Here is a 21,995-nt window from a genome sequence, read left to right as displayed (position 1 = left end):
AAAAGTGTTAATTGCTCATTTTCAAGCCAAACATAGATTTTTCAACAAAATGTCAAGAGTGTCATTTATGATAAATTTTTAGAAGGCATTATTGAGAATGGACTACTCAGGCAAATAAGTTATTATTTACATACCTTATACCCAAAACAAAAGATGAAGAGAAATTACAACTTTAAATAAAAAGGTTGGAAAAGTGGAATCACATCTGAATGATAATGATGTTGTTCGGTATAAATGGTCAGTTTTGAATGCTTTGTTCTGCTTGCTAACTCACTAGGCACAAAACTTAATAAAATGCGTTGTGCTGATTTTCCTGTCTTAGTAATCACTTCACAAAGATGTTCACACGTTAAGCCAATGTTCTCTGCTTGTAGCTGTTGTAACAATGTCATTCCAGCTGCAAAAGGTAACACAACTTGTATTTTGCCTCGTTCACTTAAGCAGGCTCTCGCTGCTTTTAACCAAGCCAGATGTGAAGAATTACCTAAATAACGTGCTATTTCTCGAGAATCATCTCGACATTTATTCGCCGTGGCAAAATAAGGTGGATTTGCCACAATTAAATCAAATCGTTGTGTAGTTTGTTGACAAAACTCGACAGCATCACCGTGTATTACATTTACACGCACTTGCCATGGCGACATTGCCACATTCTCTACTGCTTGTCGATACGCATTGTTCTCAATTTCCACCGCCGTAATTTGGCAATTTTCTGCTGTTCGTTGTGCTAACATCAAGGCAATTAATCCTGTTCCACACCCTAAATCTAAAATTGTGTCAGTTTGTGTTATATCTGCCCAAGCGCCAAGTAACACACCATCTGTACCAACTTTCATCGCACATTGGTCATGATAAATTTTAAATTGTTTAAATTGAAAACCAGAACGTTCTATCATCAGAGAATATTATGCACACCGAGGATTGAGTAAGGATATTTTAATAAAATTTCGCTATAATTCGAGGCTAATTTTATACATTAGAGAAATTTTATGACTATTGCGACCTTTGAAGAATTTGATCTCGCACCTGAATTATTAAAAGCCTTAACTAAAAAAGGACTATCCAGACCAACTGCGATTCAATGTGAAGCGATCCCTGCTGCGATGAATGCCCGTGATGTATTAGGATCATCACCAACAGGAACAGGTAAAACACTCGCCTTTTTATTACCTGCCATTCAATACTTATTGGATTTTCCACGCCGTAAACCTGGTGCGCCAAGAGTATTAGTTTTAACACCAACACGAGAATTAGCGATGCAAGTGGCAGAACAAGCAGAACAACTTGCTTGTTTTACTTCATTAAGTATTGCCACTATTACTGGTGGCGTAGCTTACCAAAACCATGGTGAAATTTTTAATAAAAATCAAGATATGGTCATTGCCACACCAGGGCGGCTATTGCAGTACATTAAAGAAGAGAATTTTGATTGTCGTGCTGTAGAGATTTTAATTTTTGATGAAGCCGATCGCATGTTACAAATGGGGTTTGGGCAAGATGCCGAACAGATCGCAGCTGAAACTCGTTGGCGTAAACAAACCCTGCTGTTCTCGGCAACATTAGAGGGCAAAGCGTTAACCGATTTTGCAGAGCGGTTACTGAATGATCCTGTGGAAATTAATGCAGAACCCAGTCGTCGTGAACGTAAGAAAATTCAACAATGGTATTACCACGCAGATAGTCGTGAACATAAAATCAAATTACTCGCCCGAGCAATTACTGATGAAGCGGTTAGTAAAGGAATTATTTTTGTGCGTAAGCGTGAAGAAGTGCGTGAACTGTCTGAAACATTGCGTAAACGAGGCATTCGCAGCACTTATCTTGAAGGGGAAATGGCGCAAACCCAACGGAATAATGCGATTGAAAAATTACGTGATGGTATTGTAACCGTTTTAGTTGCCACTAACGTTGCTGCTCGTGGTATTGATATTGATGATATTTCACACGTATTTAATTTTGACTTACCTTATAATGCAGATGTCTATCTACATCGTATCGGTCGTACCGCTCGAGCAGGGAAAAAAGGGACAGCCATTTCCTTTGTCGAAGCACACGATTATCCACTACTCGGTAAAATTCGCCGTTATACAGGTGAACTGTTAAAACCAAGAGTCATTGCCGATCTTGCCCCTCGAACCAAAGCACCGAAAGATGGTGATGTGAAAAAAGTAAGCAAAAAACAAAAAGCACGGATTAAACAGAAAAAAGCAGAAGCAAAAGAAGCCGCGGCTAAGAAAAAAGTGAAAATACGTCATCGTGATACCAAAAATATTGGCAAGCGTCGTGTTCCAACCGCTGTGCGACTGGCGCAACAACATCAGGAGAAATAATCCATGGTAATGTGGTTATTGCTATTGCTAGCAATTATATTAGAAGTGGTCGGTACAACTAGCTTACGTTATAGCAACGGTTTTACCCAACCACTTTACACGTTCATTACCTTAGGTTGTTATGCCAGCAGTTTCTTTTTGTTAGCCAAAATTGTCCAAGTTATTCCTATTGGAATCACTTATGCAATCTGGTCTGGTGTCGGTATTCTATTTATTGCGCTAATTGGACGGTATTTATTTAAACAACACTTAGATCTTGCTGCGATTCTTGGTATCGCATTTATCTTAATCGGCGTATTAATTATCAATTTATTCTCGCAAACTGCGGGACATTAATCGGATAGAGGAAATTATGAATAAAACTCCATTCAGTGTCGTCATTCTTGCGGCAGGTAAAGGGACTAGAATGTACTCAGATTTACCAAAAGTGCTACACCCAATAGCAGGTAAACCAATGGTAAAACACGTTATTGATACTGTTGCACAACTTGGTGCTGAGAATATTCATTTAGTTTATGGGCATGGTGCAGAATTACTACAACAACGTTTAGCACATGAAAACGTCAACTGGGTGTTGCAAACCGAACAGTTAGGAACGGGGCACGCTATGCAGCAAGCCGCGCCTTTTTTCAACGATGATGAAACCATTGTAATGTTATATGGCGATGGACCATTAATTTCGGCAACAACGATTGAGCTGCTGCTTGCGGCAAAACCTGAGAATGGTATTGCCCTATTGACCGTGAAACTTGCTGATCCAACAGGCTATGGACGTATCTTGCGTGAGAATAATCTACCAGAAGGTAATATTACAGGTATCGTGGAACAAAAAGACGCCACCCCAGAACAATTAAAAATCCAAGAAGCAAATACTGGCTTACTCGCTTGTGATGGGAAAAGTTTAAAAAAATGGCTCGCTCAATTAACCAACAATAATGCGCAAAAAGAGTATTACATCACTGATGTGATTGCGATGGCATATCAAGATGGTTGCCAAGTCGTCGCAGTTCACCCACAAGATCCAATGGAAGTCGAGGGCGTGAACAACCGTTTACAACTTGCTCGTTTAGAACGTTATTATCAACAAAAAAATGCAGAACGCTTGATGTTAGCTGGCGTAACGCTATTAGATCCAAGCCGTTTTGATTTACGTGGTACATTAGTGCATGGTAAAGATATTGAGATCGATGCCAATGTTATTATTGAAGGGGTCGTAAAACTCGGGGATCGGGTAAAAATTGGTGCAGGTTGTGTGTTGAAAAATGTTGAAATCGGCGATGATGTAGAAATCAAACCTTATTCTGTATTTGAAGACGCAATCATTGGTAATAAAGCACAAGTTGGTCCATTCTCACGTTTACGCCCAGGCGCACAACTCGCTGATAATACACACGTTGGCAATTTCGTAGAAATCAAGAAAGCGACCGTAGGAGCAAACTCTAAAGTCAATCACCTCACTTATATTGGCGACAGTGTTATTGGTAAAGATTGTAATATTGGCGCAGGTGTTATTACTTGTAATTATGACGGTGCAAATAAATTCCAAACAACGATTGGTGATAATGTCTTTGTTGGTTCTGATGTGCAACTTGTCGCGCCAGTTTCCGTTGCTAATGGTGCAACTATTGGCGCAGGCTCAACAATCACTCGTGATGTTGGGGAAAATGAGTTAGTCATTACGAGAGTACCACAAAAACATTACCAAGATTGGCAACGCCCTACTAAGAAGAAAGCGTAAATCCTAAAAATGCAGTGAATCTCCACTGCATTTTTTTATTTTTGTGATCCCTGCCATATTTCTGAAATTAAAAATCTTCTCCATATTTACAAACAGAATGGAGTGGATTTATCATTAGGTTATCTTTTAATCCATTCAAGTGCTGTTTCAAAGAATGGTCAACTCACAAACTCTAAGGGTGATACTATGAAATTACACAAAACTTTTCTCCATTCAATGATCGTCGCAAGTCTTTCTGTTGCAGCTTTTGCCGCACAAGCGGGTCAATATCCTGATCTCCCAGTTGGTATTAAAAGTGGTGGTGGCGCATTAATTGGTGATACGGTATATGTCGGTTTAGGATCTGGTGCCGACAAATTTTATGCCCTTAACTTGAAATCAGCACAAGATGGTTGGCAAGAAATCGCTCCTTTCCCAGGTGGAGATCGTTCGCAACCTGTGGTCAGTGCAGTTGATGGTAAACTTTATGTCTTTGGTGGCTTACAAAAAAATGAAAAAGGCGAATTACAATTAGTGAATGACGCTTATCGCTACGATCCTCAAAATAATACTTGGACAAAATTACCAACTCGTTCCCCGCTTGGCTTAGTCGGCGCAACAGGCGTTAATTATGGTGATAAAGTGTTCGTGATTGGTGGTTCTAACCTTTCTATCTTTAATGGCGTATTTCAAGATTTAGTCGCTGCAGGTGATGATCAAGCTAAAAAAGATGCGGTGTTAAATCCTTATTTTGACCAACGTCCGCAAGATTATTTCTTTAATACCACTTTATTTAGTTATCAACCCTCTACCAACAAATGGTATAACGAAGGGCAACTCGCATTTTCGGGGCGTGCAGGTGCCGCTGTCGTAGTGAAAGGCGAGCAGATCACAGTGATTAATGGTGAAATAAAACCAGGTTTGCGTACTGCTGAAGCAGCACAAGGTAAATTCAAAAAAGAAAATGGTATCGATTGGACGAAATTACCAAACCTACCAGCCCCAGAGGGAGCGGCTGTTCAAGAAGGATTAGCGGGTGCTTATGCAGGTTACAGTAATGGTTACTTATTAGTAACAGGTGGTGCAAATTTCCCTGGTTCTACACAACAATTCAAAGATGGTCAACTCTATGCGCATAAAGGTTTAAGCAAAGCTTATCCTGCTGAAGTTTTTGCTTTAGACAAAGGTAAATGGAAACAAATTGCGAAACTCCCTTATGGCTCTGGTTATGGTGTTACTGTTTCATATGGAAATAAAGTCATTTTAATCGGCGGTGAAACTGATGGCGGTAAACCATTAACAACAGTACGTACATTGAGCTTCGACGGTAAAAAATTAACCGTTGACTAATCTAAACTCCTCCTCTTGATTGATTTTGAAGCATGGGAACACTCTCTCATGCTTCTTTTTCTTTCTAGGAATGAAGACTCTTTTCATCTAATCCCTTAAATTTATTCCCATTAAGTAGTACACTATCGAAACTTATTGACTTAATTATAGAGGTTTACCATGCAACCATTTTTAATTGCGCCATCTATTCTTTCTGCCAACCTCGCTCATCTCGGTGATGATGTAAAAAACGTGCTTGCTGCAGGTGCAGACGTTATTCATTTTGATGTGATGGATAACCATTATGTTCCTAATCTCACATTCGGACCAGCTATTTGCCAAGCGTTACGTGATGATGGCATTACAGCACCGATTGATGTGCATTTGATGGCTAAACCTGTAGATCGCCTTATACCTGATTTTACTAAGGCTGGCGCAACGTCTATAACGTTCCACCCAGAAGCCAGCGAACATATCGATCGCTCTTTGCAATTAATTAAAGATCATGGTTGCCAAGCTGGTTTAGTCTTTAACCCAGCCACGCCACTAAGCTATCTTGATTATGTCATGGACAAAATTGATATTATCTTAATTATGTCCGTTAACCCTGGTTTTGGTGGTCAATCATTCTTACCCTCTGCTTTAGAAAAATTACAACAAGCACGCAAACGTATTAATGAGAGTGGTAGAAATATTCGCCTTGAAGTTGATGGTGGGGTAAAAGTAGAAAATATTGCACAAATTGCACAAGCAGGTGCCGATATGTTTGTCGCAGGATCAGCCATTTTTGGACAACCTAATTATCAACAAGTTATTCAGGCAATGCGTGAACAATTAGCCACTGTAACGAAATAAAATGAGAAGGAAATCAGATGAGCCAATTTAAAGCGATTGGATTTGATCTTGATGGTACGTTAGTCAATAGCTTACCAGATCTCACTTTAGCCATAAGTAATACCTTTAAAGAGTTCAATTTACCCAACCCTCATGAAGAATTAGTCCTTACTTGGATAGGAAATGGTGCTGATATTTTATTAGCTCGCGCCTTAGAATGGGCTGGTACCACTCCATCAGCCGATACCTTAAAACAAATGAAAATCCGCTTTAATTTTCATTATGGCGAGAATATTTGTCATAAAAGTGAACTCTATCCTCATGTAAAACAAACATTACTCACATTAAAAGAGCAAGGCTTTACATTAGCAGTTGTTACCAATAAACCAACTCAACACGTTTTGCCTGTACTCAAAGCCTTTGAAATTGATCATTTATTTACTGAGACATTAGGTGGTCAATCCTTACCCGCTATCAAACCGCACCCAGCGCCACTCTTTTATCTTTGTGGGAGGTTTGGAATTTTGCCACAAGAGTTGCTCTTTGTTGGTGATTCCAAAAATGATATCTTAGCTGCCCGAGCAGCTGGCTGTGCTGTGGTTGGTTTAACTTACGGCTATAACTATAATGAACCTATTGCAGAATCCAAACCTGATTGGGTGTTCAGCGATTTTGCAAAACTTTTAACTATTGTGTAATCGAATTAAGGAAAAAAAATGAGTAAAAAACCTATTGTATTTAGTGGCGTTCAACCCTCTGGTGAACTAACGATCGGTAACTACCTTGGCGCATTACGCCAATGGGTAAAAATGCAAGATGAGTATGAATGTTATTTCTGTATCGTTGACCTACACGCCATTACCGTTCGCCAAAATCCTGAAGCATTACGCAAAGCAACCTTAGATGTATTAGCCCTTTATCTTGCATGTGGTATCGATCCTGCAAAAAGTACCATTTTTGTGCAATCACATGTTCCTGAACACACTCAATTAGCATGGGTTTTAAACTGTTACACCTACTTTGGTGAAATGGGTAGAATGACACAATTTAAGGATAAATCTGCTCGTTATGAGGGAAATGTGAGCGTAGGTTTATTTACTTATCCTGTCTTAATGGCTGCCGACATCTTATTGTATCAAGCAAAACAAGTCCCCGTTGGTGATGACCAAAAACAACACCTTGAAATTACCCGTGATATTGCCCAACGTTTTAATGCCCTTTATGGGGATATTTTTACCATTCCAGAAGTTTTTATCCCGAAAGCAGGTGCACGTGTGATGTCATTACTCGATCCAACCAAGAAAATGTCAAAATCTGATGACAATCGCAATAATGTGATTGGTTTACTGGAAGATCCAAAAGCGGTTGCGAAGAAAATAAAACGTGCGGTAACGGATTCAGAAGAACCACCTCGAGTCCTCTTTGATATTGAGAATAAACCTGGTGTCTCTAATTTATTAAGCATCTTATCTGCCATTACAGAAAAACCTATTCCTGAATTAGAAGCTGAATTTGCAGGAAAAATGTACGGTCATTTAAAAACCGCTGTTGCCGATGAAGTCAGTACAATGTTAACGCAATTACAAGAACGTTATGACCTTTATCGTAATAACGAAGCATTGCTCAATCAAATCTTACATGAAGGCACAATTAAAGCGAAAGCAAAAGCCCAAGAAACCTTATCAAAAGTGTATCAAGCAGTTGGCTTTGTGCAAAACATCTAAAACTGAAGTCCCCTATTGGGGACTTCCTTTTCTTTTAACTCAAAAAATACCGATATGCTTTACTATCAGTTACATCTTGGCAAACATAACCTAATTTACTTAAGTGTTGTTTAAAATCATCTAAATCATCTTGTTCAAACTGGAAGCCTGCCAAAATATTACCGTAGTCTGCACCGTGCGCCCGATAATGGAACAAAGAGATATTCCAATGCGTCCCTAATGTTTCTAAGAACTTCAGTAACGCCCCTTTTTGTTCTGGAAATTCAAAACTATACAAACGTTCAAATTTATCACTATTCGGGCGCCCGCCAATCATATAACGGATATGCGTTTTCGCTACCTCATCGTCTGTCATGTCTTCAACATAAAAACCTGCTTGGCTTAGCTCATTAATGATTTCCGCTTTTTCTGCTTCATTAATTGTTCGCACACCAACAAAAATACAAGCTTTTGCTGTATCCGCATAACGATAATTAAATTCTGTTACCGCTCGATTGCCTAAGAGATGACAGAACGTTAAGAAACTGCCTTTTTGTTCTGGAATCGTAACCGCTAATAACGCTTCACGATTTTCCCCGATCTCACAACGTTCGGAAACATAACGCAAGGTATGGAAATTTAAGTTTGCACCAGACAAGATTGCCGCAAGATTTTCATCTTTTAATTGATGTTGGCGTGCATATTTTTTCAACCCTGCAAGAGATAATGCGCCTGATGGTTCAGCCACTGCACGCACATCTTCAAACAGATCTTTCATGGCAGCACACACTTCATCACTATCGACCAAAACAATATCATCAAGATACTGTTGGCATAAACGGAACGTTTCATCACCAATCCGTTTTACCGCTACACCGTCGGCAAACAGTCCAACACGCGCTAAATCAACTGGCTGTTTCGCTTGTAAAGCGGCATATAAGCAAGCTGAATCTTTTGATTCTACACCAATGACTTTAATTTCAGGCATCATCTGTTTAATCAAAACTGCAACACCAGCAGCCATACCGCCACCACCAACGGGCACAAAAATTCGATCAATATCTGAATTTTGTTGTAGCATTTCCATTGCTAGCGTTCCTTGTCCTGCAATGACTAATGGGTGATCAAACGGCGGAATAAAAGTCATTTTTTTGCTCTCTGCTAATTCAATCGCTTTCGCTTTCGCTTCATCAAAATTAGCACCATATAACAACACTTCACCACCAAAACCACGCACAGAATCCACTTTAATACTCGGCGTATTTTGTGGCATAACGATTAACGCTTTTAAGCCCAATAACTTAGCAGATAATGCTACACCTTGCGCATGGTTTCCCGCAGAAGCGGCAATCACACCTGCTGCTTTTTGTTCTGCTGTTAAGGTTGATAACATCGCATAGGCACCACGCAATTTAAAGCTATGCACAGGTTGACGATCTTCTCGCTTGATAAAAATATGGTTATCTAAACGATTAGAGAGCTTTTCCATTTTTTGCAATGGTGTAACTTGCGCTGCTTCATAGACTTTTGAGCCAAGTTTTACAATCGCTTTTAAATATTGTGATCCGCTTGGTTGAGTTGTACTAAGTAATGCTTGCATATCCATAGTATTTACCACTTATAACTTACTACGATCACGCACTGCGCCTTTATCTGCACTGGTTGCTAATGACGCATATGCTTTTAAGGCAAAGGATACTTGGCGTTGACGATTTTTTGGTTTCCAACCATGTAGTTCTTTCTCAGCACGGCGTTGCGCTAATTCTGCTTCATCAACTAATAATTCAATCTTACGTTCTGGAATATTGATCGAGATAAGATCACCATCTTCCACCAAACCAATCGTACCGCCATTTGCCGCTTCTGGTGAAACGTGTCCGATAGAAAGCCCTGATGTACCACCTGAAAAACGTCCATCAGTAAGTAATGCACAGGCTTTTCCTAAGCCCATTGATTTTAAGTAACTGGTTGGGTAAAGCATTTCTTGCATACCTGGTCCGCCTTTTGGTCCTTCATAGCGAATCACGACAACATCACCCGCCACCACTTTACCACCTAAAATGGCTTCTACTGCCTCTTCTTGGCTTTCATAAACTTTTGCGGGACCTTTGAAAACTAAAATACTTTCATCAACGCCTGCGGTTTTCACAATACAACCATTTTCAGCAAGATTTCCACTGAGCATAGCTAAACCACCATCTTGGCTATAAGCGTGAGCTTTATCACGAATACAACCTGATTGGCGATCATCATCTACACTATCCCAACGGCAATCTTGGGAAAATGCTTCTGTGGTGCGAATCCCTGCTGGACCAGCACGATAAAATGTTTTTACCGCTTCACTCACATCACGTTTAATATCATATTGATTTAACTGTTGTTCTAACGTTAAGCCTAATACCGTGTGCGTTTGATTATTTAATAAATGCGCACGATCTAATTCACCTAAAATCCCCATGACTCCACCAGCACGGTGTACATCTTCCATATGATATTTATTGGTATTTGGTGCGACTTTACAGAGGCAAGGAACAAGACGTGATAAACGATCAATATCTGCCATAGTGAAATCAACTTCGGCTTCTTGTGCTGCTGCTAATAAGTGTAAAACGGTATTGGTTGAACCGCCCATTGCAATATCCAAACTCATTGCATTATTAAAGGCATCTTTGCTTGCAATCGCACGAGGCAATACACTTGTGTCATCTTGCTCATAATAGCGGCGGCAAAGTTCCATAATTTGTGAACCTGCCTGTAAAAATAATTGTTTACGATCGGCGTGTGTTGCTAAGCAAGAACCATTACCAGGTAAACTTAAACCTAACGCCTCAGTTAAACAGTTCATTGAGTTAGCAGTAAACATTCCTGAACAAGATCCACACGTTGGGCAAGCAGAACGTTCAATAATTTCACTATCGTGATCAGATACCTCTGGATTTGCCCCTTGAATCATCGCATCAACCAAGTCTAAACGAATAAGCTGATCTGAAAGTTTGGTTTTACCCGCTTCCATTGGACCACCAGATACAAAGATGGTTGGGATATTTAGGCGTAATGCCGCCATTAACATTCCTGGTGTGATTTTATCGCAGTTAGAGATACAAACCATAGCATCAGCACAGTGCGCATTGACCATATACTCTACTGAATCGGCAATGAGTTCACGCGATGGCAAAGAGTACAACATTCCGCCATGCCCCATTGCGATGCCATCATCAACCGCAATAGTATTAAACTCTTTGGCAATTCCACCTGAAGCTTCGATCTGTTTTGCCACTAATTGCCCGAGATCTTTTAAATGTACATGTCCTGGAACAAATTGTGTAAAGGAATTCACCACGGCAATAATCGGTTTACCAAAATCGCTATCTTTCACCCCAGTAGCTCGCCATAAGGCTCTCGCGCCAGCCATATTGCGCCCTTGTGTACTGGTCGCTGAACGTAATTTAGGCATAATCTCTCCAATATAATTTGTCTATTTTAATACGATAAAATGTTCGATTAATCGAATCATTAACTCTTTTTGTTCTGGCAGACTTTCTGCCACTAATAATGCTAATGCAACAAGTGTATTATCATTAATTAACTGTGATACAGGTTTTGCTAATAAATGTTGGTTTAAGCGTAAATACCATAAAAACAAAAATGAACCTGTCCGTTTATTTCCATCAGCTAAAGGGTGATTTTTAATCACAAAATATAATAGATTGCAGCTCGACACGCGACATTAGGATAAAACAAAGTTTCACCAAAGCCTTGTTCAATAGTCTCAACAGCAGAGACTAATCCTTCACCTCTAACTTGTCCAAATAACTCCGTGGCTTCACCTTTACGAATTAATTCTTGTTTTAACTGAGCAATAGCACACAATACATCGTTGTAATGTAATGCCGTCATATTATGTTGCTTAGCACTATTTTCTTTTAAATTTTGCTCATCATACGCCTGTAACAAGCTCCAACTTTTTGCATACTCTTGTACAACTTGAACAACGGCTTGTCCTTCAGAATTAATTAGTTGTTGATTTAATAATGTACGACTCAATAACTCAACTGTTTGATGATAATCTAGCCCACGCTCATGTAAACGTTTTTCATTAAACGTATAGCCATCAATTAAATGTTGTTTTAACGTTCTGGTTGCCCATTGACGGAACTGTACTCCACGTTGTGATTTTACTCGATAGCCGACAGAAATAATGACATCAAGGTTGTAATAAGAAACTTGATAAGTTTTACCATCAGATGCAGTTGTTGCATTTTTTGCAACAACTGCATCTTTATCTAATTCCTTTTCATAAAAAATATTCTTAATATGCCGAGAAATAACAGATTTATCCTTAGCAAATAACTCTGTCATTTGATCTAAATTAAGCCACACCGTTTCCTGTTCAAAAGAAACATCTAAAGATACTTTGCCATCTTGGCTGGTATAAATCTGGATTCCACTCATCATCAACCAATCTTTAACTTAAAACTGAAACCTCAGTAATACCATATAACTTCACTAATTGATTAGTTAATAACGATAATTCTCTATTACTACTTATGGTGATTTGTAAAGTCAGTTGCTGATCTTGTAACTTACTATGCAGCGCCGTTGCCACAAAACCACGATGTCTGACCACCCGCAAAATTCTCTCTAATGTTTCAGGTCGCCATTCCGCCTGTACGCTAATTTGATAACTCTTCATTTTACACCCCAATATCCTCTAGCATTTCATCATTTCTTGCACCCGGTGGAACTAAAGGCCAGACATTTTCATCTTCATGGATACATACTTGTAATAAATATGCACCTTTCGCATGAAGTAAACGGTCTAATGCGGCATTGACTTCGCTACCTTTTTCAATCCGCTCACCTGGAATATCAAATGCTTTCGCCAACGTAATAAAGTCAGGATTATCCGCTAAAATAGTTTCACTATGACGTCCACGGAAGAATAAGGTTTGCCATTGACGCACCATACCCAAACGTTGATTATCCAAAAGAAGAATTTTTACAGGTAACTGCCCACGTTTAATCGATCCTAATTCTTGAATATTCATCATGAAAGAACCATCACCCGTAATTAGAATCACAGGATCTTGTGGGCGAGCTTTTTGTGCACCAACTGCTGCTGGTAAACCAAAACCCATCGAACCAAAACCTGCGGAAGTAATATAATTTTTCGGATCAAAATGTTGCATATGCTGTGCAGACCACATTTGATGTTGTCCCACATCTGTTGCAATCACGCTATTTTTCGCTCGTTTATTTGATAACATCTGTAATAACCACCACGGATTAATATTTGTCTCGCCTGAATTTTCCGCATAGCTAAAATCATAACTCTGTTTTAAACGCTTAATATCTTTCCGCCAGTCATCAATCGCTAATGGCATAGCTAACTCACGCAATACCTGCTTCATATCGCCTCTTATTGCGACATCAGCACAACGTAATTTATTAATTTCAGCAATATCAATATCAACATGGATCACTTTTGCTGAAGTTGCAAAACTCTCTAATTTACCTGTTACTCGATCATCAAAACGCGCGCCTAATACCAACAGCAAATCACTTTCTTGCGCGGCATAATTAGCTGCTTTTGTACCGTGCATACCAATCATTCCCATATAATAAGGATTATCTGCAGGTAATGAACCTAACCCTTTAATCGTTGAAAAACTTGGCATTTGCGTAATTTCCACAAATTGGTGCAATTCTGCAACGGCATCAGCCATACCTACGCCACCACCGACATAAAGCACAGGTCGTTTTGCTTGTTGAAGTAATATTTTTGCTTGCTGGAGGAGTTCATTAGGAATCACTTGAGGTTGTTGCAGAGGGTTAACGATAGGTTGGCGATCAATTTGTGCAAATTGGACATCTTTAGGGACATCAACTAATACAGGACCTGGTCTACCACTTTGTGCAATTTCAAACGCTTGCGCCATTACTTCAGGAAGTTCATCGATACTTTGCACAATAAAACTATGTTTTGTACAGGCTAATGATAATCCTAATACATCAGCTTCTTGGAAAGCATCAGTCCCGATAAATGGTGATGCAACCTGCCCTGTTATTGCGACAACGGGAATAGAATCCATCATCGCATCACCTAATCCCGTAACTAAATTGGTTGCTCCTGGACCAGATGTTGCAATACATACCCCAACTTTACCGCTCGCACGTGCATAACCAATCGCTGCCATTGCGGCACCTTGTTCGTTACGACAGAGCAAATGGTCTAATCCAGAATCATAAATTGCATCATAAACTGGCATAATTGCACCACCTGGATAACCAAAAATGGTGGTTACTCCATGCGCTTTTAAACATTCTGTAATAAATCTTGCACCATTCATTTTTATTATTTCCTTTATGCTATAAAAAACCCCCGCCTAGTAGTGGCGAGGGTTATCTGACCTAAAATCTTTATTGAAAGTTTTACCAGCTTATACCACTCACCTCGCCGTGCTAATCACCACAAGGTTAATAATAATGCCAATAAAACGAATAAAATTCATAGTTTCAATATCCAATGTGGGTCTAAGTATGTATGTTGTGTGCTTTTGAGCGTCTTTATTGATACCACATTTTTTGAATTAAGCAAACTATTTTTATGAAAATAATTTTACACACTGCCAAAACGAAAAAAAACGCCCTGTTTTTTATGATTTTTGCTAACATATATCCGTTTTCAAGGGAAATCTAGGAAAAAATTAGGAACATTATGCGTAGTTTACTTCCTTTTCAACTCGTTGCCTCAGATCTTGACGGCACATTACTTAATGCTCAACATATTGTTGGTAATTTCACAATAGAAACATTAAGAAAATTAGAACAGCAACAAGTGGATATTGTATTGGCCACAGGGCGTAAACATGAAGATGTATTTTCTATTGTAGAAAAAATCGGCATTGAAAATATCCAAATCATTACTTCTAACGGTGCAAGAATTCATGATCTTTCTGGTAATTTATTAGATAAAAATGATCTTCCCGCTGATCTGGCGTTAGACATTATGAACACGCCATTCGACAAAAATAAAATTTTTGTTAATTCTTATCAAGATAGTGGCTGGTTTATTGATCGAGATATTCCACAACTTGCAAAATATCATCAAGATTCTGGATTTACTTATCAAGTAACAGATTTCCGCAAGCATGACGCAAGTGGTACAGAGAAAGTCTTTTTTATTGCTAGATCTCAAGCAGATTTGCTTGATTTAGAACAATATTTACGTCATACATATGGCACGCAAACTGAAATTGTTTATTCATCGTTAAATTGCTTAGAAATTATGAATAAAGAAGTATCTAAAGGAAATGCGTTAAAAAAAGCCTTGGCAAATCGCCATTATTCTTCGGCGTCTTGTTTAGCATTTGGTGATGGAATGAATGATGAGAGTATGTTGGATTTTGTGGGTAAAGGTTGCATTATGGCAAATGCTAACCCAGCATTAATCAAAGCCTTACCAAACTTAGAAGTCATTGGACATCACGCTCATGAAGCCGTTGCCAGTTATTTGCGTGCAACATTCAACCTAATTTAACAATGATGGAATTATGCTATATTTCGATTGGTGCCGTATTAGGCGCCTGTTCTCGTTGGGGATTAAGCAACCTATTCAACCCCATTTTTACTAGCTTTGCTTTCGGCACCTTAATTGCCAATTATTTAGGCTGTTTCTTAATGGGCATAATCAGCGGTATGCTGCTTTCATTTCCGATGATTAGTAATGAATGGCGACTATTTTTTATCACAGGTTTTTTAGGCAGTTTAACGACCTACTCCTCTTTCTCTGGTGAGGTCGTTAACCTTTTTCTTGATCAGCAATGGCTCGCAGGGCTTGGGGTTGTCTGCTTACACCTTTTTGGTTGCTTCGCCTTTACGCTATTAGGTATTGGTTTGTGGCGCCTACTTCTGCTTGCGTTCTAAAATTTTAAAACAACAAGCATATTGATTTTTCTCATCAGCAGCATACGTTTGACTAAAATTCAGCTGCCATTCATCAGAATTTAATGTTGGGAAATAGGTATCACCCTCTAATTCAGCATCAATTTCCGTTAGATATAATCGATTAGCTCGTGCTAACGTTTCTGCAAATAATTGCCCCCCACCAATAATCATCACCTCTTCTTGATCCTGTACCAACGCTAACGCTTGCGACAAACTCGCTACCACTTCAACACCAGCAATCGCCTTAGCTTGACGGGATAACACAATATTACGTCGCTGAGGTAAAGGACGCCCGATCGATTCGAAAGTTTTACGCCCCATAATCACGGGTTTATTCAAGGTATTTTGTTTAAACCACGCCAAATCAGCTGGTAAATGCCAAGGCATTTTGTTTTCTAACCCAATGACCCGATTCTTTGTCATCGCTACAATTAAACTCAATTTCATTATTACCTCAGGCAGCTGGTTTCACAATATTACTCGGATAACACCCTAATACTTTCACAAAGCTACAATAAGTTTGTAACTCTTGTAAGGCAAGTTGTGTGGCTTCTTGATGCAAATTTGCTTCTAACTCAACATAAAACATCTCTTCCCAAGGCTTGCCATAAATCGGGCGAGATTCCAGTTTCGTCATAATAATTTGATGTTTTTTGAAGACTAATAACGCATCAACCAATGCCCCTGCCTGCTGTGTTGTGGACATTAATAACAACGTTTTTGCACTGACTTGTGGTGAAACGTCTATCGGTTGCTTACTTAATACAATAAAGCGAGTAATATTATTGACTTGATTAGCAATGCCATCTTGCAACACCTGCAAACCATATAATTTGCCACCTTCGGCATTTCCTAACGCTGCCACATTTGAGCGATTAATTTTTGCGACTAACTGCATCGCGTGTGAAGAACTTTCGCAATATTTCACATGAATACCAGGTAACGCATTCAGAAATTGGCTACATTGCTGGATCACTTGTGGGTGGCTATAAACCGTATCAATCTTACTTAACTCTGTCGCTTGAGAAGTTAATACACAATGTTGAATTGGATAAGTTAACTCACCAACTAAATGTAAATCGGTATGTTGCAACAAATCATACACGTCATTAATTGAACCTGAGGTAGTATTTTCTATTGGTAATACCCCATAATCCGCTTTACCGCTCGCGACGGCATCACACACTTGTTGAAAGGATTCACAACTTAATTCCATCAGTTGCTTCTGTGAACGCTCTGCATATTTACGCGCAGCCAAATTGGAATAAGATCCTAACATTCCCAAAAAGGCAATATGGATTTCATTATTACGCTGTTGGTTTAACTTATTTTGTAAATAAACTTGTTGTGTCAATACAGAATCTTCAATAATTTTTTGAAAAATTTCCGTAATATATTGCGGATTCAGATGATAATTTTGTCCTTCAGAATAACGAATTAACGCATCTAATAACTGCTGTTCACGCTCAATATCGCGTAATGGCTTCTTGGTAATTTCTTTACTTTTTACGACGTCATAAGCAATTTGATGTCTTTCTGCCAATAATCTCAAAATTTCACGATCTATTTGTGTAATTTTATGGCGAATTTCAGTTAAATCTAAGGTCATAATAAAATCCATAATGAGGTTGTACGCATTGATAATCGTTAAGTTCAAAACAAGTTTAGACAGCAAGGCACAGTAACGCAGAATTATTTTGAAATCAAACGACTATCAGGATTATAAAGAATCAAATAAAAAAAGGCGAGTTACCTCACCTTTCTCTCTAAAATAAATCGCTTACTTCTCCAATGCCATCGCTAGTAACGTAATCGGGTGTAAACACGTTCTGCTCGTTGACATATCAATTTGCCATTTACAGGTTTCACAATCTGTAATCACATAATCAAAATTCCCTGCTTCAATTTGTTGGAACAAAGAATTACCGATAGCTTGTGAAGTGGCGTAATTTTCTGATTTAAAGCCATACGTTCCTGCAATCCCACAACATTGTGAATTCAGCATAACCAATTCCAATCCAGGAATTTTTCTTAATAACTCAATAGTATAAGGTACCCAGCCCGCTTTCTCCATATGACAAGCCGTATGGTAAGCTACACGCAATGGTAATGGTTTAAGTGGTAATGTTTTTTCACCACTTGCCAATAATTTATAAATATAACGAGTAACTAAATTGATATGTCCTTTTACCTTGCTATTATCTTTGCCAAGAATATGCTCATATTCATCTTTTAAGGTTAACGTACAACTTGAAGAAGTCCCAACAATCTCAAGACTTTTCTCTGCCACCACTTTCTCAAGTTGTTGGATATTAAATTCTGCCTGATTCATCGCTTTTTGTGGAAAACCATTCACCATCAAAGGCAAACCACAACATTTTTCTTTCTCAAGCAACACAACCCCAATATCCATCGCATTAAAGACTTTAATCAACTCTTTACCTAATTCAGGATTATTGTAATTCACATAACAGCCGTGATAATACGCCACTTTATCTTGATATAAACGTTGTTGTTCCGCAGCATTTCTCTTATACCAATTACGGAAGCTACCGAATGAATATTTGGGTAAGCTACGGCGTTGATCCACTTTTAACGTTTTATCCAACAAGAAGCGAGTCGCTTTTAATCCTGTAATGGTATTCACGATCGGCGCAAAAGGCGTATTCATTTTTCCCATTAAATCAGTATTACTTAAAATCGCATCACGTAATTTTTGGATTTTACTTTTCCCCTTGCCTTTACCATAATGATCTCTAGCACGCACAATAATATCACCAATTTTCACACCTGATGGACAAGCAATTTCGCAGCGTTTACAGTTAGTACAATATTTAAGTGCTTCATCATAAAGTAATGGATTTTTTAAACGTAAGCGTTCACCGTCTGGACCTGCTTGCTTTGGTCCTGGATACGCTGGATTATTACGTGATACTGGGCAAACTGCCGTACACGCCGTACATTTAATGCAACTCTCAAAACTTGAATCGTGATAAGGTTGTTGGTGAGTTTGTTCAGCTTGTGCGATTAATTGTTGTAAATTCATTGCTGACCTCCCGCTAAAATATACTCCGCCACATTATAAGCTGTCGCAATAGATACCCCCGAACCACAGCCTTGATGTAAGCCATTAAAACCACCCACCACTGCCCCAACGGCAAACAGATTTGGTACGATTTTTCCTGCTTTCATTACTTGGCAATGCGCATTAATTTTTACACCATAGTATTGATATGGTTGTGCATCAGCAAAACGGTGAGTTGTCCATTGTAAACGATCACTATCGGCTAACAACTCAACATCAAAGATTGGTTCAATGATTTTTTCAAAGCGCGCAACTAAACCATTACTAAAGAAACTACCTGTAGCCAGAATATAATTATTTGCCGTTAATGGCATTTCTTCATGTTGCACCGTATAAATTTCACTCACTTTATCTCCAGCAAACTCACTGCGTAGTACGGTATCACCATTCATCAATACCCCGCCCAAACGCTGGAATTCACGCCGTAACTTATAATGTTGACGTAACCCCAATAAGGAAGGTGGCAGTGTCGGTAATTCAAAGAGCGCCAAACCTGTTGCTTGTTTTAGCTGTTCAAAGAAACTTTCATCATCTAGTCCAAAACAAGCAGGCAAAAATACCGCTTCCGCTTGCCCCACAGCTTGTTTAATTTCTGCTACTAACTCATGGAAATTTAATTTATGTTCTAGTGCTTGCGAAATATTAACGCTACGGAATTCGCGTGCATTAGTACGCAAATGATCTAACTCAGGAATATGTAACAAGGTATGATGAATTTCACACTCAGAAAATTGCGCTAACTGCTGCAAATTCGCCGCCAACAAATGTGGTTGAAAATCATGAAAACCTTCAATCCCTAAGATCATTAATGAATGATAAGGGAATTTTTCCCCTGTCATTGGCAGTGTTGGTACTTGTTGCGGTGATAACCATGCAGGTTGTAATGAACCTAATGGAGTAACGCGGTAATGATTTTGTTCTTCCTCACCCACTAAATTTAATTGCAACTGTTGCGCTAATTGTTGAAATTGTTGCGCATAACGTAAAACAGAGCCTGTACCAATTAAACTATATGGGTGTTGTGGGGAAGTTATTGCTAATTGATCTAATCCTGTTGCTAACTTCTCAACTGGCTGCTCTGCATGAAAGCTTAATAAATCTAATGAACCAGAAGAAAAGTCGATTGCACTTTGACCCGCTGTAATAATGGCACAATGTTGCCCTTGTTGTTGGAGCCTGATCCCACAAAGTAAGCCAGCTAATCCACCGCCAATAATCACTGTATCAAAATTCATTTTTATCTATCCCCTGTTCTGTTACTTGTGGATTGATCTGTTTTAGCCCTAATAAACTGAAATAGATCCAGCTACTAAACTCTGCTTCACGGACCGCATCGCCCCATGCAATCGGCTCAATCCCTTTCCAACGCTCTTCCAAGAAAGAAGAGAGCTGAGTTGTTGAGCGTTCTGCGGAAATCACATTAAAACGACTCATCAATCCTGCTGCTCGACAAGCACAAAGTTCTCCTTGGCAAGTCCCCATGCCCACACGAGTACGTCGGCGTAAATCCACTAAGTTATTCACATCAAGCTCTTCAACCGCATACTTCACTTCACCTGCCGTAACCATTTCACATTCACACACTAGGCTACGATCGAGACGTTGTTCTGCTAATAAGCGATCTGCTCTCGCACCATGACGATAAATAGCCGAAATACGGATTGGATTTGGAATAGACACAATTCGTTGATGCGTTTCTATTGTGCTTTCTTGAGAACCAGGTAAAGGTTGGATCGCTGTTTTGCATTCTGCTTGATGGTTCAGTTTTTTACAGATTAAATCCGTTGCCCATTCTGCCATTAAGCGATATGTCATTAACTTACCACCAGTAATGGTAATAAAGCCTTTTAGCCCATCACGTGCTTCATGATCAAGCAACACAATACCACGGCTCACGTTTCGTCCTGACGGATCATCATCACTTGCAACAAGCGGACGAACCCCCGCATAAGCACGTAGCACCCGAGTATGACGTAATGAAGGGGCAAGCTTTTCTCCCTCAGTAAACAGCACATCTACTTCTTGAGGAGTAACAATCATATTATCAATTTGATCATAAGGAATACGATCAGAGGTTGTCCCAATGACACAAATGGTATCACCTGGTACTAGAATATCAGCGTTAGCTGGTTTACGGCAGCGATTGATCACTAAATTATTGATCCTATGTCCCATAATCAATAATGATCCTTTGGCTGGAAACATTTTAATTTTCAGATCAGCATATTCTGCAATACCTTGCCCCCAAATACCGCCCGCATTCACCACAATAGGCGCATAAAATTTTGTCTGTAGTTTTCGTTTATGATCAAAGGCTTCCACGCCAATTACCCGATCACCCTCACGCAATAATTTTACTACCTCGTGATAAGTGAAAATAGTGGCACCATTTTCCTTTGCATCTAGCATATTTGCTGCCGTTAAACGGAATGGATCTACTGTGCCATCTGGTACTACCACTGCCCCCGTCAATGTAGGATTTACTGAGGGTTCTAAACGTTTTGCTAAATCAGGTTCAATCTGAATGGCTTCAATACCTGCTTTTTGACAACTATCAATAAAGGTTTTTTGATAAGCGAGATCATCTTCTGGCAGCGTAATGAAAAGCCCTTTTGTATCTTCTACACAATGGCGTGCAATCCGTTTTAGAATCATATTTTCTTTTATGCACTCTTCCGCAGATTCATGATCATTAACGGCATATCTCGCACCACTATGTAATAATCCGTGATTACGTCCTGTTGCCCCCGTCGCAATATCACGACGTTCCAATAAAATACAACGAAGTCCCCTTAACGCACAATCTCGAGCAATCCCTGCACCCGTTGCCCCACCACCAATAATGATTACGTCTGTTTCCCAATTCGGTGTGGTTGAATTTAGCTGCTGATTTGTCATATTTGAAGCCTCCAACACCCAAGAAAAAATAACAAATTATTCCAATACGAAAATTTAGAGGTATTTTAACTCAAAAAGAAAATAAAAAATCAAAACTTGATTGAAAAAGAACAAATATGCAAACTAGATCACACTTTTCTAGCAAATATATT

General features: G+C 39.2%; 19 protein-coding genes and 1 pseudogene. 9 read left to right on the top strand and 11 right to left on the bottom strand.

The annotated features are described in order from the left end of the window. Window positions 1-164 precede the first annotated feature (164 nt). The gene (locus tag ACFFHK_RS09295) at window positions 165-896 is read right to left on the bottom strand and encodes a tRNA1(Val) (adenine(37)-N6)-methyltransferase (protein ID WP_382371764.1); all 732 of its coding nucleotides are present in this window, start codon (window positions 894-896) and stop codon (window positions 165-167) included. Window positions 897-989: 93 nt separating this feature from the next. Here ACFFHK_RS09295 and srmB point away from each other — a divergent pair, with 93 nt between their 5' ends. The 7 genes from srmB (at window position 990) to trpS (ending at window position 7,934) form a co-directional block, all read left to right on the top strand. Further along, the gene (gene srmB, locus ACFFHK_RS09290; RefSeq protein WP_382371762.1) at window positions 990-2,330 is read left to right on the top strand and encodes an ATP-dependent RNA helicase SrmB; all 1,341 of its coding nucleotides are present in this window, start codon (window positions 990-992) and stop codon (window positions 2,328-2,330) included. Window positions 2,331-2,333: 3 nt separating this feature from the next. After that, window positions 2,334-2,666, top strand: coding sequence for a DMT family transporter (locus ACFFHK_RS09285; protein ID WP_382371760.1), 333 nt, complete (start codon window positions 2,334-2,336; stop codon window positions 2,664-2,666). 16 nt (window positions 2,667-2,682) lie between these two features. Beyond that, complete coding sequence (gene glmU / locus ACFFHK_RS09280) at window positions 2,683-4,068, top strand: bifunctional UDP-N-acetylglucosamine diphosphorylase/glucosamine-1-phosphate N-acetyltransferase GlmU (RefSeq protein WP_382371759.1); 1,386 nt, start codon at window positions 2,683-2,685, stop codon at window positions 4,066-4,068. 186 nt (window positions 4,069-4,254) lie between these two features. Beyond that, window positions 4,255-5,397, top strand: coding sequence for an N-acetylneuraminate epimerase (locus ACFFHK_RS09275; protein WP_382371757.1), 1,143 nt, complete (start codon window positions 4,255-4,257; stop codon window positions 5,395-5,397). A gap of 159 nt (window positions 5,398-5,556) precedes the next feature. After that, entirely contained in the window at window positions 5,557-6,231 is a 675-nt protein-coding gene (rpe, locus tag ACFFHK_RS09270) for a ribulose-phosphate 3-epimerase (protein WP_382371755.1), read from the top strand. A 17-nt stretch (window positions 6,232-6,248) separates the two neighbouring features. Next, complete coding sequence (locus tag ACFFHK_RS09265; RefSeq protein ID WP_382371753.1) at window positions 6,249-6,908, top strand: phosphoglycolate phosphatase; 660 nt, start codon at window positions 6,249-6,251, stop codon at window positions 6,906-6,908. Window positions 6,909-6,926: 18 nt separating this feature from the next. Further along, on the top strand, window positions 6,927-7,934 hold the full coding sequence (gene trpS, locus ACFFHK_RS09260; protein ID WP_382371751.1) for a tryptophan--tRNA ligase: 1,008 nt from the start codon (window positions 6,927-6,929) through the stop codon (window positions 7,932-7,934). Window positions 7,935-7,968: 34 nt separating this feature from the next. Here the strand turns inward: trpS and ilvA are convergent, their stop codons facing one another. The 5 genes and pseudogenes from ilvA to ilvG form a co-directional block, all read right to left on the bottom strand. Continuing rightward, window positions 7,969-9,519 (bottom strand): threonine ammonia-lyase, biosynthetic, encoded by a 1,551-nt coding sequence (ilvA, locus tag ACFFHK_RS09255; protein ID WP_382371750.1) that lies wholly within the window; start codon window positions 9,517-9,519, stop codon window positions 7,969-7,971. Between the two features lie 12 nt (window positions 9,520-9,531). Next, entirely contained in the window at window positions 9,532-11,367 is a 1,836-nt protein-coding gene (gene ilvD / locus ACFFHK_RS09250) for a dihydroxy-acid dehydratase (RefSeq protein WP_382371748.1), read from the bottom strand. 21 nt (window positions 11,368-11,388) lie between these two features. Continuing rightward, window positions 11,389-12,368 (bottom strand): annotated as a pseudogene (locus ACFFHK_RS09245) (virulence RhuM family protein/type II toxin-antitoxin system death-on-curing family toxin). Window positions 12,369-12,378: 10 nt separating this feature from the next. Continuing rightward, on the bottom strand, window positions 12,379-12,606 hold the full coding sequence (ilvM, locus tag ACFFHK_RS09240) for an acetolactate synthase 2 small subunit (protein WP_382371746.1): 228 nt from the start codon (window positions 12,604-12,606) through the stop codon (window positions 12,379-12,381). A gap of 1 nt (window position 12,607) precedes the next feature. Beyond that, the gene (ilvG, locus tag ACFFHK_RS09235) at window positions 12,608-14,263 is read right to left on the bottom strand and encodes an acetolactate synthase 2 catalytic subunit (protein ID WP_382371744.1); all 1,656 of its coding nucleotides are present in this window, start codon (window positions 14,261-14,263) and stop codon (window positions 12,608-12,610) included. Between the two features lie 368 nt (window positions 14,264-14,631). On the opposite strand from ilvG, the gene ACFFHK_RS09230 reads away from it, so the two are divergent. Next, entirely contained in the window at window positions 14,632-15,453 is an 822-nt protein-coding gene (locus ACFFHK_RS09230) for a Cof-type HAD-IIB family hydrolase (RefSeq protein ID WP_382371743.1), read from the top strand. Between the two features lie 2 nt (window positions 15,454-15,455). Next, a complete protein-coding gene (locus tag ACFFHK_RS09225; protein ID WP_382371742.1) occupies window positions 15,456-15,839 on the top strand; it encodes a fluoride efflux transporter FluC in 384 nt (127 codons plus the stop codon). On the opposite strand, the gene folA is transcribed toward ACFFHK_RS09225, so the two are convergent. The 5 genes from folA to glpA form a co-directional block, all read right to left on the bottom strand. Then, window positions 15,819-16,307 (bottom strand): type 3 dihydrofolate reductase, encoded by a 489-nt coding sequence (folA, locus tag ACFFHK_RS09220; protein WP_382371741.1) that lies wholly within the window; start codon window positions 16,305-16,307, stop codon window positions 15,819-15,821. The genes ACFFHK_RS09225 and folA overlap by 21 nt on opposite strands. 7 nt (window positions 16,308-16,314) lie before the next feature. Beyond that, window positions 16,315-17,469: a prephenate dehydratase gene (pheA, locus tag ACFFHK_RS09215; RefSeq protein ID WP_382371740.1), complete on the bottom strand. Its 1,155-nt coding sequence runs from the start codon at window positions 17,467-17,469 to the stop codon at window positions 16,315-16,317. A 171-nt stretch (window positions 17,470-17,640) separates the two neighbouring features. Next, on the bottom strand, window positions 17,641-18,906 hold the full coding sequence (gene glpC / locus ACFFHK_RS09210) for an anaerobic glycerol-3-phosphate dehydrogenase subunit GlpC (protein WP_382371739.1): 1,266 nt from the start codon (window positions 18,904-18,906) through the stop codon (window positions 17,641-17,643). After that, the gene (gene glpB, locus ACFFHK_RS09205; RefSeq protein WP_382371738.1) at window positions 18,903-20,180 is read right to left on the bottom strand and encodes a glycerol-3-phosphate dehydrogenase subunit GlpB; all 1,278 of its coding nucleotides are present in this window, start codon (window positions 20,178-20,180) and stop codon (window positions 18,903-18,905) included. Before glpB ends, glpC begins: the two co-directional genes overlap by 4 nt. After that, window positions 20,170-21,843 (bottom strand): anaerobic glycerol-3-phosphate dehydrogenase subunit A, encoded by a 1,674-nt coding sequence (glpA, locus tag ACFFHK_RS09200; RefSeq protein ID WP_382371737.1) that lies wholly within the window; start codon window positions 21,841-21,843, stop codon window positions 20,170-20,172. Before glpA ends, glpB begins: the two co-directional genes overlap by 11 nt. Window positions 21,844-21,995: the final 152 nt, after the last annotated feature.

The sequence above is a fragment of the Gallibacterium trehalosifermentans genome, assembly GCF_042433055.1.
Taxonomy (GTDB): domain Bacteria; phylum Pseudomonadota; class Gammaproteobacteria; order Enterobacterales; family Pasteurellaceae; genus Gallibacterium; species Gallibacterium trehalosifermentans.
This window is presented reverse-complemented; position numbering and strand designations above follow the sequence as displayed.